Source organism: Tolypothrix sp. PCC 7712, from assembly GCF_025860405.1.
Classification (GTDB): Bacteria; Cyanobacteriota; Cyanobacteriia; order Cyanobacteriales; family Nostocaceae; genus Aulosira; species Aulosira diplosiphon.
On sequence record NZ_CP063785.1, the window covers coordinates 8,053,245 to 8,069,212 of the forward strand.

Here is a 15,968-nt window from a genome sequence, read left to right on the forward strand (position 1 = left end):
TTCCAGAAATTTCCCACAATACTATCTATTTGAATTCAGCATTAGATGAGCGAGATTGTAATATACCAGCTAATCCCTACGGGGAATTCAAAATTCAAAATTAAGGAAATTTAGTGAGAAAATTTTAATTATGAGAACAAATATAAATTTAGAATAGGGTGTGTTCATACTAAAGATATAGTACCTGGAATTGTTTATTTTGCATCGGTGCAGCGCTGGGCGACAACAGATCTTACATATATTTATTACAAATATTTTTAAATTTCTAGTGTATAGGTTATACTTCTGGTTTAGGAATTGTAAAATAAAAAATACTCCCTTCACCTAAAACACTTTGTGCCCAAATTGTGCCACCATGTTGTTGCACAATACCACGACAAATAGCTAATCCTAAACCTGTGCCACCTTTTTGGCGGGAATCGCTGGCATCAACTTGTTGAAAGCGTCCAAAAATAGTTTCTAACATATCATGAGGTATGCCTCGACCTTGGTCTTGAACTTTAAATAAAATGCGATCGCTCAAATCTTCGGCACTTAGCGTGACTGTACTATTCGCTGGGGAAAATTTGATGGCATTCCCAATTAAGTTAAGCAGGGTTTGCATAATGCGATCGGGGTCTACGCATATCTGGATAGAGGTTAGCGACATCTCTAATACAACATTATTAGCTGTAGCTAAAGGCTGTAAAGCTTCGACAGATTGGCGTATCAGTGTAGCAGCATCACACCGCTGCTTAACAAGAGAAAATTTGTTGGATTCTAAATGTTCCAAATCTAAAATATCATTTACTAAACGTACTAAACGTTCCGTATCGCTGTAAGCAATATCTAACATTTGTTGAGCCGTTTCTGGTTGCGTTTTTAATACTCCAGATGACAGCAATCCTAAAGCACCGCGAATAGAAGCTAAAGGTGTTCGTAATTCATGGCTCACAATTGAGATAAATTCATTTTTCATTTTCTCAATTGCGCGACTTTCAGTAATATCTTCGATTGTGCCAACGTACCCTATAATTTCATGAGGAGAAGAGATGATTGGGACAATAGTGATGCGTAAAAAGCGTAATGTTGAATCGGGGCGAATGTAACGCAACTCCGTACAAAACTCTAGGTTGACAGTTGCTAACTCTTGCCACTGGGGCCAGAATACTGCTAAATCTTCTGGATGAATATACTGTAACCAGCTATCACCAAACGATTCTTCTAAACTTAATCCGCAAATTGCTTGAAAGCGGGGATTTGTATAGATATTTGTGCCCAAAGTATCGCTTCTAAAAATACCGACAGGTGCAGAATCGCTGAGAGTCCGAAATAAAGTTTCGCTTTGGCGCATGGCTTCTTCAGCTAGTTTAAGGCTGCTAACATCAATGCTGACACCAATAACCACCCAAGTATCAGTTTCTTCTTGGCGAACAGAAGAATAAGTGGTGGAAATCCAGCGAACAGCACCATCTTTGTGACGGAATCTATACTCTATAGAGTTAGTACCTTCAGCAATACTTCGCTGAAACCGAGCATACATAACTTGTTTTCTGTCTTCTGGCAATACCCGTGAAATCCACAGCTTTTTATCTGCTAGAATTTCTGCAGGAGAATAACCAAAAATTATTTCGCTAGCAGCAGACTGATATTCATATTCCCATTCTTGATTAGCAGAGATCCGAAAACTAAATATAGAAGCACTGGCTGTAGAGAGAATATTTTGTAATCGTTTTTCAGAAGCTTGCAGTGCTAGTTCTAAGCGTTTGCGATCGCTAATATCAATGCTTACTCCCGTGACAATCCAACAATTAGCCACTTTGTCTCGATGGGAGGAGTAAGTTGCAGAAATCCAGCGCAGAGAACCATCTTTGTGATGAAACCGATACTCAATAGTACTAGTGCGTTCCGCCAAAATTTCCTCAAACAGCGGATATAAAACTTGTTCTCTATCTTCTGCAAATACCTGTGACATCCACATCTGTTTGTCAGATACAATTTCTGCCGGAGTATAGCCAAATAGAGCTTCACTACCTATAGACTGATACTCATATTCCCAGTCGTAATTGGCAAAGACACGAAAACACACAATAGAAGCGTTAGCTGTAGTGAGAATATTATTTAATCGGCTTTCAGAAGCTTGCAGTGCTAGTTCTAACCGTTTGCGATCGCTAATATTTGTACTGCTACCAACGATACGATACACACATGAATTTTCGTCAAGTAAAGGAGTTAAACTAGTGATCCACCAAGTATCTTGTCCGGAGATTGGTAAACATTCCTCATAGGTAACAGTCTCTCTCGCGGTAACACAGGCTTGATAATGCTGGCGCACTAATGATGCAACTTCTGGTGGTAGTAACTTATCTAATGTTTTACCTTGGATGTCTAAAGCACTAATCCCTGTTAACCGTTCATAGGCAGGGTTGATATCTACAAAGGAAATTTCACCATCTACCAAAACATCAACTACGAAAATACATTGTTCAACACCGTTATAAATACTGCTTAAAAATTCTTCCTTTTTCTGTAAGCTTTGTTGTGCTAAGAAACGCTCTGTAATATCTTGGGCGGTTCCATAAAGCCGAATTACTTGTCCATCAGCATTGAACTCGGCTTGTCCAGTACCTTCAATGTAGCGGATAGAGCCATCAGGACGGGGATTGCGTTTTAGTATGAGCTTATATGATTCACCAGTTGTAATTGTGGTTTCAACGGCTTTGTGCAACCTTGCTGCATCTTGTGGCTGATAAATTTGCAGGTTTTCATCATAGCTAGGTTCTAGTAGTGCTGGATCTCGGTTTAAGATATGGAAAAGCTCTTCCGTCCAAGTAATTTTTTGTGTAGCTAAATCATATTCCCAGTTGCCAATTTGAGCTACCTGTTGAGCTTCTGTAAGTAGAGCCGTGCTTTTGCGTAGTCTTTCTTCAGTTAATTTCTGTTCGGTAATATCCAGTCGAATACCATCCCAACAAATCCGCCCATCATCTAAATGCCGAGGTGTGGAGCAGAGGCGTATCCAACGAATATCTCTCTGCGGGGTATATTCTCGCACCTGAACATCGAAGACTGACATTGTTTGGGCAGATTCCTCTTGTTTCTGGCTGACGTAAAGTTGATCCTCTGGGAGCAAGTTGTTATAGAGTAAGCTGGAATCTGCTAAAACTGCTGTGGGATGGAATCCATTTGTAGCTTCCACACCAGCACTAATATAGTAGAAGCGATAATTACCATCCCTTTCGCGGATTACTTGGTAAATATAACTATGGGGAATGTTATCTCCTATTGCCCTTAAAAAAGCTTCGCGTTCTTGTAAAGCTTGTTCGGCGCGTTTGCGATTGGTCACATTGCGGTGAATTCCCGCCATCCGTAAAGCTTGACCGTTTTTATCTCGACTCACGACTTTGCCATAGTTAGCAATCCATTTCCACCCTTCCGATTTAGTTCGCATTCGATATTCAAAAGTGTAGGGAATGGAACTATCCATCAGGTGAGATTGTAGTACATCCATTACCCAAGGACGGTCTTCTGGATGCAGCAATTGCTCCCAAGTAGTGATATCATCAGCTAGTTCATCAGCAGCATAGCCAAGCATTTCACACCAACGAGGGCTGAGATAAAGATACCCTGTAATTATGTTCCAATCCCAAACCCCTTCTCCAGAGGCTTCTAAGGCTAGCTGCAAGCGTTCTTCACTTGTGCGTAAGGCTTCTTCGGTTTGTTTGCGCTGAGTGATGTCTGTTTTGACACTCATTACCTGCCAGGATTGGGTAATTTCATCCCACTCGGAACTAAAAGTATCGCAAATCCAGCAAATTGATCCATCTTTGTGACTGAAGGGATACTCGATGGTAAGTATTTTCTCAGACTGAATCGCATCCTGAATATGATGCAAAATCACATTCTGATCTTCTGGTAATAGCCTAGAAGCCCAAAGCAGAGGATCTGCTAAGAATTCATCAGGAGAATATCCTAAAATGCTTTGACAGCTAGGAGAGATATATTCACAACGGAATTCTGGCGCGGATAGTAGCCGAATTCTACTAATAATTGTTCTCGTGCTGCTCAGAATGACATCAAGCTGAGTTTGGTAATTTGGTTGAGTTTGTGCAACTTGTTCACGATGCTCAATTTCTAGGAGCAATGCTGCTTGCATATTCGCAAGCGCGATCGCACCTACTAATTTTCCCTCTTTGTCTAAAACTGGTAGGTAGGAAATTTGCTGCTGTTTCAGCAGTCGCAATATCTTAAATAAGTCGCCTAACTCAGATTCCTTAACAGTAATGACATTGTCAGTCATTACATCTGATAAAGTCGCCACACTCAAATTCACACCAGATGCGATCGCCTTTACCAAATCTCTTTGAGTAAAAATTCCTACAAGCTGGTGTTGCTCTACAACCAAGACATAGCTGCTGTTTTCTTGGTTCATGGCTTGGACTGCAAACTCAACTGATGTATTCGGCGCTAGCGTTAGCGGACACTTTTGCAGGAATTGAGTTTGGGAGAGTGGCTGCATAAACTTGAGATGACAATTTATCTTACCTATGTCTTATTACACATAACTGCGATCGCACAACAGCTAGAAATTAGGCTAGATATTTCTCCACTTTACTCGCAATTTCTGGTTTTTGCCTTGCTTAATAGCTTTTTATAGGTACCGCTACACCCATGATTAATCAACAAGTGAATCCTATTGCTTAGTTGTTGAATCGCTTAAATCACTCGTAAACAAATTTGCTGCGGCTTTTGCTCAAGTATTTGGAAGTATAAGTATATCCTATAGCTTCTATAAGCTTTTTCTTGTGCTTAATATTTGGCAATATGAACCTTTGTAATAAGGCACAAATTATTACTTTTTGTAAATGCTGTATCTTATGTAACAAAAAAATATTTATCTTTTTAAAAGTATAAGAAAATACAATGTATTTATTTTGGTATATTCTCTGAGGGAAAACACCACAGTAAGAAAACTCTTGATTGATCAAACTTTTCAAGGCTAAAACTAAAAATTCATATATAGTTAACTAGCGTTTAATACATATTTAAATGCGTATTAAAACTGAAGCAAAATAGCTAAAAATGATGCGTAGAAAGTAGAGTATTGGCAGTCAAAAACGTTTAATAACGTATATACATCCTACTGTATGCTCTTGTAGCAAAAATTTTTTAGAAACTCCTCTATCCCCAGGATTAGATATAAATATACCAATGCACAGATAAAAAGATTAAATATAAATACGGTGCCGAAAAGCATATTTCCCGTAGTAGATGCATAAAAAGAATTGACCTATTAAATTAAAATCAAGTTTAATCAAAAGTTATCAAATCTTTTCAGTAAAAGTGCTAGGCGCAATCTTGGAGCTGCCTGCAACTTTTTAACAATCAGCACAACAACAAACTATGAACGCTACCACGGAACAACGCATCGCTTTGATTTCAGTCCACGGAGACCCGGCGATTGAAATAGGAAAGGAAGAAGCCGGCGGTCAGAATGTTTACGTCCGCAACGTAGGTGAAGCACTAGCGCGGCTAGGATGGCAGGTTGATATGTTTACCCGCCAAGTGAGTGCGGAGCAAGAAACAATTGTGCAGCACAGTCCCTTCTGCCGCACCATTCGCTTTCAAGCTGGGCCTTTAGAGTTTGTGCCAAGAGATAATCTTTTTGTTTATTTACCAGAATTTATTGAAAAGTTCCGCCAATTCCAGCAAGAAAACGGTATTACCTATCACTTAGTTCATACCAACTACTGGCTTTCTAGCTGGGTGGGGATGCAATTAAAGAAAATCCAAGGAAGTAAGCAGGTTCATACATACCACTCTTTAGGAGCAGTTAAGTACAACACCATAGACAATATTCCAGCAATTGCTAGTAAACGTTTAGCAGTAGAAAAAGAAGTATTAGAGACAGCAGAAACAATTGTGGCGACGAGTCCCCAAGAAAAGCAGCATATGCGATCGCTCGTTTCCACCAAAGGCAATATTGATATCATTCCCTGTGGTACAGATATTCGGCAATTTGGCTCTATAGATAGAGAAGCAGCGCGAGCTAAGTTAGGAATTGCATCTGATGCAAAAGTAGTATTGTACGTTGGCAGGTTTGACCCTCGTAAAGGTATAGAAACCGTAGTACGTGCCGTTGGAGCCTCAAAATTACGTGGTTCGGAAAATCTACAATTGATTATTGGTGGTGGTAGCACCCCAGGTAACAGCGACGGTATAGAACGCGATCGCATTGAAGGTATTATCGATGAGCTGGGTATGAAAGAGATGACCTCCCTACCCGGTCGCCTCTGTCAAACTGTCCTACCTACTTACTACGCTGCGGCTGATGTTTGCGTTGTTCCTAGCCACTACGAACCTTTTGGACTCGTAGCGATTGAAGCTATGGCTAGCGGTACACCAGTCATCGCCAGTGATGTGGGTGGTCTGCAATTTACTGTAGTTTCCGAAAAAACTGGGATATTAGCGCCACCTCGAGACGTACCAGCCTTTACAGATGCCATTGACCGCATTCTGATGAATCCCGAATGGCGAGAACAGTTAGGGAAAGCTGCGAGGGAACGTGTGATCAGTAAGTTTAGTTGGGATGGTGTGGCATCTCAGTTGAGTGAACTTTACACCCAACTGTTAGAACAGCCTGTAGTTCCAGATTTAGTACCAGCTTTGGTGTCTAGTTTGGAAAAATCTGTCGCGCAACCTGCGGCGCAAGTTAGTAAAGAACCAGCTTTGCAAAGATAAACAGCAACAGCAGAGACGCGATGAATCGCGTCTGTACAAGGGTCAAGGGTAATTGGTTTTGAGATATTCTATTAGATATCTTGGACTATTGACTCTTGACTCTTGGCATTTAGGACTATACTTAGCATCGATAGTATGAACGCCAATGGCTAACTAATTGTTGTGCAACCAGTTGATTTTACTACCCTCACCGCTGCTTGTAGCGAACTTCGCACTTACTGGTTACCATCCAGAACAGAGCAGGTTTTCCAGCGCGATCGCTATACTATTTCTATCGCCTTACGTACCCTCAAACAGCGGGGTTGGCTAGAGATTTCTTGGCATCCCCAAGCTGCACGCATCTGCATTGGTAATCCGCCGCCACGGGTACCAGATACTTTTACTTTTAGTCAACAACTTATACACCAATTGGGTGGTTTGGCATTAGTAGGTATTGAAGCGATCGCACCTTGGGAGCGTGTTATCGATTTCCAATTTGCTCGTCGTCCCCAAGAAAGCGCATTATATCACGTTTACGTGGAAATTATGGGGAAATACAGCAATGTCATCCTCACCGATGCTAACAATCTAATTATCACTGCCGCCCATCAAGTTAGTCAGCAACAATCTAGCGTCCGTCCCATCCAAACCGGACAAACTTATGAAACTCCACCGAAACTCACTGGCCCAGTTCCTAGTGTGAGTGAATCTGTACAACGCTGGCAAGAACGAGTGAGTTTAGTACCAGGAGCGATTAAGCGTCAGTTGCTCAAAAGTTATAGTGGTTTAAGTGCATCGCTGGTAGAATCAATGGTGCGATCAGCAAATATACCACCAGAAACAACCACCGATAGCCTGACACCGGAAGATTGGCAAAGATTGTTTCAACAATGGCAAGTATGGCTAGAAGCATTACAAGTAGAAAAGTTTTACCCTGCTTGGATGGATGATGGATACACCGTCATGGGTTGGGGTGGAGTAACACCAGCAAAGGATACACAAGAACTACTCAACCGCTACTATACCGACCAACTCAACGAACAAGTATTTGCTCAACTCCGCCATCAGCTGAACCAAAAACTAAATAATATCTTGGCAAAATTACGGCTAAAGGCAAACACCTTTGCAGAACGCTTGCAACAATCAGATAGAGCCGATGAATATCGCCACAAAGCCGATTTATTGATGGCTAACTTGCATAACTGGGAAGCAGGGATGAAAGAAATTACCCTTCCTGATTTTGAAACTAACTTACCAGTAGCGATCGCTCTGCAACCAGATAAAAATGCGGTGCAAAATGCTCAAAGCCTTTATAAACAGCACCAAAAGCTGAAACGCGCACGTGCTGCGGTCGAACCACTACTTGCAGAAGTGAACACAGAAATAGAATACTTAGAGCAAGTAGAAGCTGCGATCGCTCAGATAGAAAAATATCAAACACCTGAAGATTTACAAGCGCTCGAAGAAATCCGCGATGAGCTAATTGGACAACGGTATCTAGAAGACCCAGAATACCGCAACCGTACTACTAACGAAGATAGTAGCAGCAACTTTCATCGTTATCGTACTCCCAGCGGCTTTGAAGTATTAATTGGTCGCAACAATCGCCAGAATGACCAATTAACTTTTCGGGTAGCTGGAGATTATGACTTGTGGTTCCACGCACAAGAAATTCCTGGTAGTCATGTCTTACTGCGGTTAGAACCAGGCGCAGTCCCTGAAGAAGCCGATTTGCAATTTACTGCCAACCTTACTTCCTACTATAGTCGCGCTCGTCAAAGTGACCAAGTGCCAGTAGTATACACTCAGCCAAAGTACGTCTACAAACCTAAAGGTGCGAAACCTGGAATTGCCATTTACAAGCAAGAGCGTATCCTGTGGGGACAACCACAATCAATAGTAAAAGGTCAAACTTTGTAACTTTTGATTATTAAGTCATCTGTCTTTTGATAGACATATCGAATTATTCTCAAAGATAGAGGTCATCAAACCTTAACAGTATCTTTTTTTGGTAAATTTTTCTGAAAAAACTGTGTTGACTGCTACAATATTGTTAAGAAACGTTGCCCGTTGCATTTTGGGAACGCGCAACAGGGTTTTAACTCTAATGAGAAGACAACGCGGAAAATATTTTTTAGACCAGCTGTGGGAGGCTGGTCATTTTTTTTGAGATTTATCTTAAGAACCTTAATGCTGACTATTTTATCTTTCTCTGCAATTGCCAAATAGGAACAAGTTTATATCTATAAACTAAATTTACGTATTAACACGGTTGGAGTTTGTCAATTTAAACTCGAATTTATTATATGTGTATAAAAGCTTTTCCTCAAACTATTTCATTACAAGCCATCAGCTAAACTATAAAAATTGCTAGTACAACAAGGCAAACGTAAAAAGTAAAAAGAAAGAATACTTATACCACAAGCCTTTTAGCAATTACAGATAGTCTGTTTATTTACGCCAACTTGTACTAGCAGGGTAAGCGCATGATACTTTGCAGTATTTTCCACATATTTTATATTTTCATCTAAGTTAAATCCACTAAAGATTGGATGATTATTGTTGCTGACATATTTTAGATATAGTAGATATCACATAAATATTATCTATTCAGCATTATTTTAATATTAAACATTAGATTTATTTAAGTAAATACTATTAAATAGCAAAAATAAAAAATACTATAACAATATTTTAATAAGAGATATTTTATAAGCTTTAATTTGTAGAAAAAACATTATTTTTATCTAGACAATTAACTATTTTGTATGCCAAGGTATTGGTAACAAAAGCACTAAAAAACCATGTCGAAACTCTTAAAAAGCTTTTTAACAGGAACAGTCCTGACTTTTGGTTTAGCAATTGCTGGTGCAGGACAAGCTTCTGCGGTTGATATGAAAACAACTATTACCGCAGACAATCACTATGGATTGTTCTATGGAAATGCAAGTGGCAACTCTTTAAGTTTTGTAGGTCGTAACGAGCTGGGAAGCCAGGGGAGTTCAGGAGCGTATAACTGGTCTAATGCAGAAACTTGGAATACTAATGTCAATGCATCTGATTATTTATATTTAGTTGTTTGGGACGATCAAAGTGTTGACGAATCTTGGATTGGTCAATTTGAATTTTCTACGGGTCAGACTCTATTGAGTAAAGCAACTGATTGGGAATACATGATCAGCAAAGGAGCTAACCCATACACCCTCAGAAATTCCGTGACTCAACAAGATCAGGGTTTCTTAGGAACAGGTGATACTTTTGAAGGAAATGTTCCTCTGGTAACAGACTTAGTCGGAGAAATTCAAGGAGGAAATTGGCGTAGTGCGGAAAGACGAGGCGCTAATGGCACTACACCTTGGGGTACAATTGCAGGAATTTCCCAAAATGCAGATTTTCTGAATGTGACTACTGCCGATAAGCAACAACGAGGAACCTCTGCAAATACTAATTACACAATATTCCGCACTAAGGGTTCTATTGGACAGTTAGCTGGATTACCTTCTCAGTCTGTTCCCGAACCTAGTTCCATGTTAGGCTTGCTTGCTTTTGGTGCTTTAAGTGCTGGATCTTTAGTTAAACGCAAATCAAAGATAGCTTAAAAGCCTTTGTACAAATAGTTCTCAAGGCTTCAAATTAATATCGAGATATTATTTTCCTGCATTGAGTGCAATCAGTAAAAAAAGACGTTTGGTGAGACGATTCGCTCGGGTAGAAGACAAACAACGGTGTAGATAAACGCTCCAATCCGGCAGAAATGCTGGATTTTTTACTTTATCTGGGTGTCCTCACATCCCCGTGTTATTGATGTGTCGCAGACATTATTTGAGTATTATGCACATAGAGGAGCGTTATGCGATCGCGTAACGCTCCTCTTGTAACTATCTATTTCTACAGCTACGATGAGGAATTTGGTTGATTTTTGTTATTCACCGATAATGCCACCATCATCGCGGGTAATCACGACAGTTGAAGAACGTGGACGACCAGATGGGCCATAACCTTGACTGTGAGGCCAGTTGCTAGTTTGGGTGGGATTTGAAGCAGGTGCGCCTTCACCTGGATGCTGAATATTGATGAACAGGGCTTTACCATCTGGGGTTGTAGTTACGCCTGTTACCTCACAATTCATAGGACTAGTCAAGAAGCGTCTAACTTCTTTGGTGTTGGGGTCAGCACACAACATATTATTACTACCAATATTTGCCAAGTCACCGCTACCATTTCCTGCATGGTCAGTCTGAATCCAGAGACGACCGAAGTCATCGAACCACAGGCCATCTGGTGAACTGAAATCATCACCATTGATATTACCTTGCAGGTTTGATTCTGCTCTAGTTTTGTCACCAGCCAGAACAAAAATATCCCATTTGAAGGTTGTAGCGGTCACACTGCGCCCATCTTCACGCCAACGGATGATGTGACCGTAACGGTTGTCAGGACGTGGGTTAGAGGCATCAACAGGAGGACGCGCAGTGGCTGCTCCTGTCGAGCCATCTTGATTATTTACGGAGGGTGGAGTTGTACCACGAAGGCTATTGTTAGTTAGCGTGCAATAGACTTCAATATCTTTAAAACCACGAATCTGAGGACGTACTGCTGTCCACTCTGGCCTATCCATCATCGTTGCACCAACTCGATCCGCCGCCTGACGTGTTTTGATCAGTACTTCAGCTTGACTTCTGAAACCATTTTCAGGTGTGAGACCACGTTGACCATAAACCAACGGAATCCACTCACCAGTACCGTTATCATTAAACTTGGCAACGTATAAAACGCCATCGTCAAGTAAATTGCGGTTAGCACTACGTTGTCTAGAATTGAAGCGCCGAGCGCACACGAACTTGTAGATATACTCGTTGCGTTCGTCATCACCCATATAGAAAGCAACACGGTTATTGTCATCGACAACAACCTGAGCGCTCTCGTGTTTGAATCTACCAAGAGCTGTACGTTTAACTGGTTTGCTATAGGGATCGAAAGGGTCAATCTCGACTACCCAACCGAATAAGTGAGGTTCGAGTGGGTTTGTACGACTGTTGAAGCGTGGATCGACCTCGTACCAACGATAGCCGGCTCCTGTACGTGACAGACCGTAGCGATTTTGTCCTGCGAGAATCTCGGAGTCTACTATACCTGGAGTTGAAACTAGAGTCTCACCAAGATTGCCAAAGTAGCCATTCCAGTTCTCTTCACAAGTTAGGTATGTACCCCAAGGTGTATAGCCGTTAGAGCAGTTGTTGATTGTACCGTATGCGGTGTAGCCATCGTTGAGCCTACCTGTGTCAATAGAGCCATTTGGTGTGATCTCAAACTTCTTAGACTTCAATAGAGCATCACCAGCCGCAGGCCCAGAAATTTGCATCTCGGTGTTAGCAGTAATGCGGCGACCATAGTGGGAATTGGGATTATATTTCCAGTTATTGCCCTTGTTGAAAATTTCCACAACAGACACACCATGAGCAGCCTGAGACTTTCGCACCTTGGCAATGGTGACTTGATCTAGACCATCAGTATGCAAAAGAGATTCTTGAGTATACTCATGGTTGACGCACAACAAACCATTATTTGTTGACTTGTTGAAAAAGCTCTTAAAGAATTCAATTTGTGAACTTACTCTTCTACCAAAAGAATTTCCTGGTGAAAAAGGGAAGTAATGCATACCATCGGCGTGCATCCCAAATTGCTTTTCCTGTGCGCTTGCATCTTGGGAAGCATTTACCAACCAAGTAGGGCCACCAGAGACAACCGGATCTCCCCAAGCAACCAGTACTTTGGCTGTATAACCTTGAGGAACACTCACAAGATCCTTTTCTAGAAGTCCTGTAGTTTTATTGAGTAGATTTGGCGGTACACTCTTAAAGCCAATACCACCAAAACCTTTACTTTTGGGTGCTGGTGTAGCTTCAACAGTTTGGAGCAAACCACTTACAGAGACATCTCCTAGAACAGTTAGCGCTGACGCACCTACCGCCGTCATAATAAAGCGCCGACGCTTCATACTGACGCGATTGATTACGTCATAAATTGACTCGTTACTAGATGGGTTGAGAGTAATATTATTTTTAGGATGCAATGAACCTTTCATTCTTGAAATTCTCCATTTAAAGTCAACAAATCTACTATTCAATTCATCTTTTAATGACACGATGCATTGAATAAATTGAAATTATTCTGTAGTTGCAAAAAATGCAGAATTACCTATTTATTTTTGTATTTAACATAAATATTTACCAATCAATAAGAATTGTTTTGAGACTTTTTTGTATCTGTCATAGCGAGAAATATGACATTTCTATTACTTTTATGTAACAATGATTAAGAAAAGATTATTAAATGTTTAATTTAAGGTCTGAATTAGAATCTCAGAAATTTATCACAAAGATTCCATACAAATAACGAACCTAACCCCGAGTAACGAATCTTCGATAACACAAAACAAGGAATAATCCAAATTGATGCCCTTGGTGTTCAAGTAATATTTCATTCTTTCTAGGAAGAATTATTTTGATTGATTCTTGAAATTATCTTGATGATTTCAACAGTAAAAACTAAGATATCTAAATAAATAAGAGGTCACTTATAAGATATATAGAAATCCTATTTTATTTCTGAAAAATCTCAGCACTGATGCGTTACGCGATCGCTAACGCATCCTACGTGAACGGTCAACGGTTAACAGTCAACAAACCTATATGTAAGATTTCACAAATCATTTAAGATTGCTATAGTGGATTTCGTCATCACGTCTGTAGTGTTCTCCCACTGTGCGAAAGGTGATAATCCGGCGGGTTAAAATGTTTTGCTGTTGATTTTCTTGCTTCTCAACCAGTACTATCCAATCTTCACCTTCACTAAATCCCTTAGTGATTCCTTGGGTAATTTGTCCTGGTTCTGCAATGTCGAAAATGAAGACACCCCCAGGATTTAAGGCGTGATATATGCGATAGAAAAGATGAGAGAGGGTTTGGCGATCGCTTTTTGCGTCAAACTGGTAGTTAAGGCATTCACCTATTGATGTCACAGCATTGCAAGGCGGAATCTCAGCCTCAAACAATGAACCAATCCTAAACTCAGCATTTGGGACTCTGGCGCGTGCGAGTGCAATCATCGACTTAGAAATATCAATTCCCAAAACATCATACCCAGCTTTGGTAAACTCTTGCGTCGATAAACCGCTACCACAACCTAAGTCTACGAGCAGCCCTTCTCGGATATTGTGTTGTGCCAGAATTTCCAATATCCCAGGAGCAGACTTGAGAGCATAATCATTAAAACCGACATCATGAATAAATGCGAGGTCTTCTTTGTAATACTCTTCCATAGCTAATATTACTGCCAACTAAATTAACTTCAAAACTCCTCCGCGCCACTCCGCGCTACCGTTGCAATACTTTGCGTTTAAAAACTCTCTTGCCGATCATAACGAAACATCGGTAATTCAATTCCTTTACCCTTTCCCCCGTGTTTCTTCAAAGACTTACCTAGTCAATTATTGATAACTTTTTCTACAACCAGACTCTTGACTTCCAGTAAATATATGAGAAGCTAATAGTTAGGTTGTCTAAATTAATTCTCAAGGAAGTGCATCTGACTTGTGACAAAACTGACAGGAAGAGCAGACCGAATGGAAACTGCTACTAACTTTCCACAATCGGTCATATTGCAAACTCACGAACTCACACGCCGTTTTGACAGCTTTACTGCTGTTGATGGCTTGAATTTATCTGTAGCAGCAGGTGAAGTATTCGGCTTGCTTGGCCCCAATGGAGCAGGGAAAAGCACAGTAATTAAGATGTTGACAACGCTACTACCGCCCAGTGCTGGTAGAGGAACCATAGCTGGTTATGATGTCACTCATCAATCTCAGGCTGTAAGAAAAGCTATTGGTTATGTACCACAAGCGCTTTCTGCTGATGGGAGTCTTACAGGCTATGAAAATCTCTTAATCTTTGCCAAGCTGTATGACATTCCATCTCAGCGTCGCCAACAGCGCATCCGTGATGTGCTGGAATTCATGGGTTTAGAGGAAGTCGCCCATCGCTTAGTGAGAAATTATTCTGGGGGGATGATTCGCAAACTGGAAATTGCCCAATCCATCTTGCATCGGCCGCAAATTATGTTCCTCGATGAGCCAACTGTGGGACTCGATCCGGTGGCGCGCAACCAAGTCTGGAATTTGGTTAAGGAACTCCATACAAATTACGGCACAACTATCTTTTTAACTACTCACTTTTTGGAAGAAGCGGACAGCTTGTGTAATCGAGTAGCGATTATGAATCGGGGTAAGGTGATTACAACTGGCTCACCCACAGATTTAAAAGCTGCTTTAGATACACCAAACGCCACTTTGGATGATGTGTTTATTCACTATACAGGGGCCGAATTAGCATCAGGAGTTAGTTATCGTGACACAGCAAGAACCAGACGTAATGCTCAACGGTTGGGTTGATCCTCAGCCTCGAAATAGAGGTAATTTTATTTCTGCGATCGCAGAATTATTTAGCAAAACTCTTGTCATCGCTGAACTAGAAATACGTAAACTGCGCCACGATCCCTATGATTTATTAATTCGGGGCGTACAACCTGCATTGTGGCTGTTAGTTTTTGGGCAAGTTTTCACCCGCACTCGCGCTATCCCTACAGGAGACTTATCTTATTTAGAATTTATGGCTCCGGGGATTCTCGCTCAAAGCGTACTTTTTGTAGCCATTTTCACTGGTGGGATGACGCTGATTTGGGAGCGAGATTTAGGAATTGTACATAAATTTCTCGCTAGTCCTGTACCCCGCGCTGCAATGGTGTTGGGTAAAGCTGTAGCCTGTGGAATCAGGAGCTTATCACAAATAGTAATTATCTATGGATTAGCCCTGCTGTTAGGTGTCAAGCTCAATTTGCATCCTTGGGCTATTCTCGAAGTCGTGATAATTGTGCTGTTAGGTGCAGCCTGTTTTTGTGTTTTTTCATTAATTATTGGCTGTTTGGTAAGAAGTAGAGAAAGGTTTACAGGTATAGGGCAATTAATTACCATGCCCTTATTTTTTGCGAGTAATGCCATCTATCCCTTATCACTCATGCCAGGTTGGTTGCATCTAATTTCTAGTATCAATCCCTTAACTTATGAAGTTGACGCCTTACGCGGTGCAATGATCGCTCATGGCTCCAGTATCTATGGGTTTGGTCTGGACTGTACAATTCTCTTGCTAACATTAATAGGCTTGACTATCATCTGTGGACGATTGTACCCACGGGTGGCTATGTAATTAGGAGAA

At 40.9% G+C, this 15,968-nt stretch carries 9 protein-coding genes; 6 read left to right on the plus strand and 3 right to left on the minus strand.

The window, feature by feature from the left end:
- Positions 1-277: 277 nt before the first annotated feature.
- Positions 278-4,498: a PAS domain-containing protein gene (locus HGR01_RS32785; RefSeq protein ID WP_045868099.1), complete on the minus strand. Its 4,221-nt coding sequence runs from the start codon at positions 4,496-4,498 to the stop codon at positions 278-280.
- 9 nt (positions 4,499-4,507) lie between these two features.
- Between HGR01_RS32785 and HGR01_RS32790 the strand changes: the two genes are divergently transcribed.
- The 4 genes from HGR01_RS32790 (at position 4,508) to HGR01_RS32805 (ending at position 10,298) form a co-directional block, all read left to right on the plus strand.
- On the plus strand, positions 4,508-4,636 hold the full coding sequence (locus tag HGR01_RS32790; RefSeq protein WP_255325144.1) for a hypothetical protein: 129 nt from the start codon (positions 4,508-4,510) through the stop codon (positions 4,634-4,636).
- Between the two features lie 746 nt (positions 4,637-5,382).
- Entirely contained in the window at positions 5,383-6,720 is a 1,338-nt protein-coding gene (locus HGR01_RS32795; RefSeq protein WP_071989341.1) for a glycosyltransferase family 4 protein, read from the plus strand.
- A 162-nt stretch (positions 6,721-6,882) separates the two neighbouring features.
- The gene (locus HGR01_RS32800; protein WP_045868098.1) at positions 6,883-8,619 is read left to right on the plus strand and encodes an NFACT family protein; all 1,737 of its coding nucleotides are present in this window, start codon (positions 6,883-6,885) and stop codon (positions 8,617-8,619) included.
- A gap of 884 nt (positions 8,620-9,503) precedes the next feature.
- Positions 9,504-10,298: a PEP-CTERM sorting domain-containing protein gene (locus HGR01_RS32805; RefSeq protein WP_045868097.1), complete on the plus strand. Its 795-nt coding sequence runs from the start codon at positions 9,504-9,506 to the stop codon at positions 10,296-10,298.
- 323 nt (positions 10,299-10,621) lie between these two features.
- Here HGR01_RS32805 and HGR01_RS32810 read toward each other — a convergent pair whose 3' ends face one another.
- Both HGR01_RS32810 and HGR01_RS32815 read right to left on the minus strand, forming a co-directional pair.
- On the minus strand, positions 10,622-12,784 hold the full coding sequence (locus HGR01_RS32810; protein WP_045868096.1) for a PhoX family protein: 2,163 nt from the start codon (positions 12,782-12,784) through the stop codon (positions 10,622-10,624).
- A gap of 624 nt (positions 12,785-13,408) precedes the next feature.
- A complete protein-coding gene (locus tag HGR01_RS32815) occupies positions 13,409-14,020 on the minus strand; it encodes a class I SAM-dependent methyltransferase (RefSeq protein WP_081583889.1) in 612 nt (203 codons plus the stop codon).
- A 273-nt stretch (positions 14,021-14,293) separates the two neighbouring features.
- Here HGR01_RS32815 and HGR01_RS32820 point away from each other — a divergent pair, with 273 nt between their 5' ends.
- Complete coding sequence (locus HGR01_RS32820) at positions 14,294-15,148, plus strand: ATP-binding cassette domain-containing protein (protein WP_045868095.1); 855 nt, start codon at positions 14,294-14,296, stop codon at positions 15,146-15,148.
- Entirely contained in the window at positions 15,105-15,959 is an 855-nt protein-coding gene (locus HGR01_RS32825; RefSeq protein WP_235623006.1) for an ABC transporter permease, read from the plus strand. Before HGR01_RS32820 ends, HGR01_RS32825 begins: the two co-directional genes overlap by 44 nt.
- The last annotated feature ends 9 nt before the right edge of the window (positions 15,960-15,968 follow it).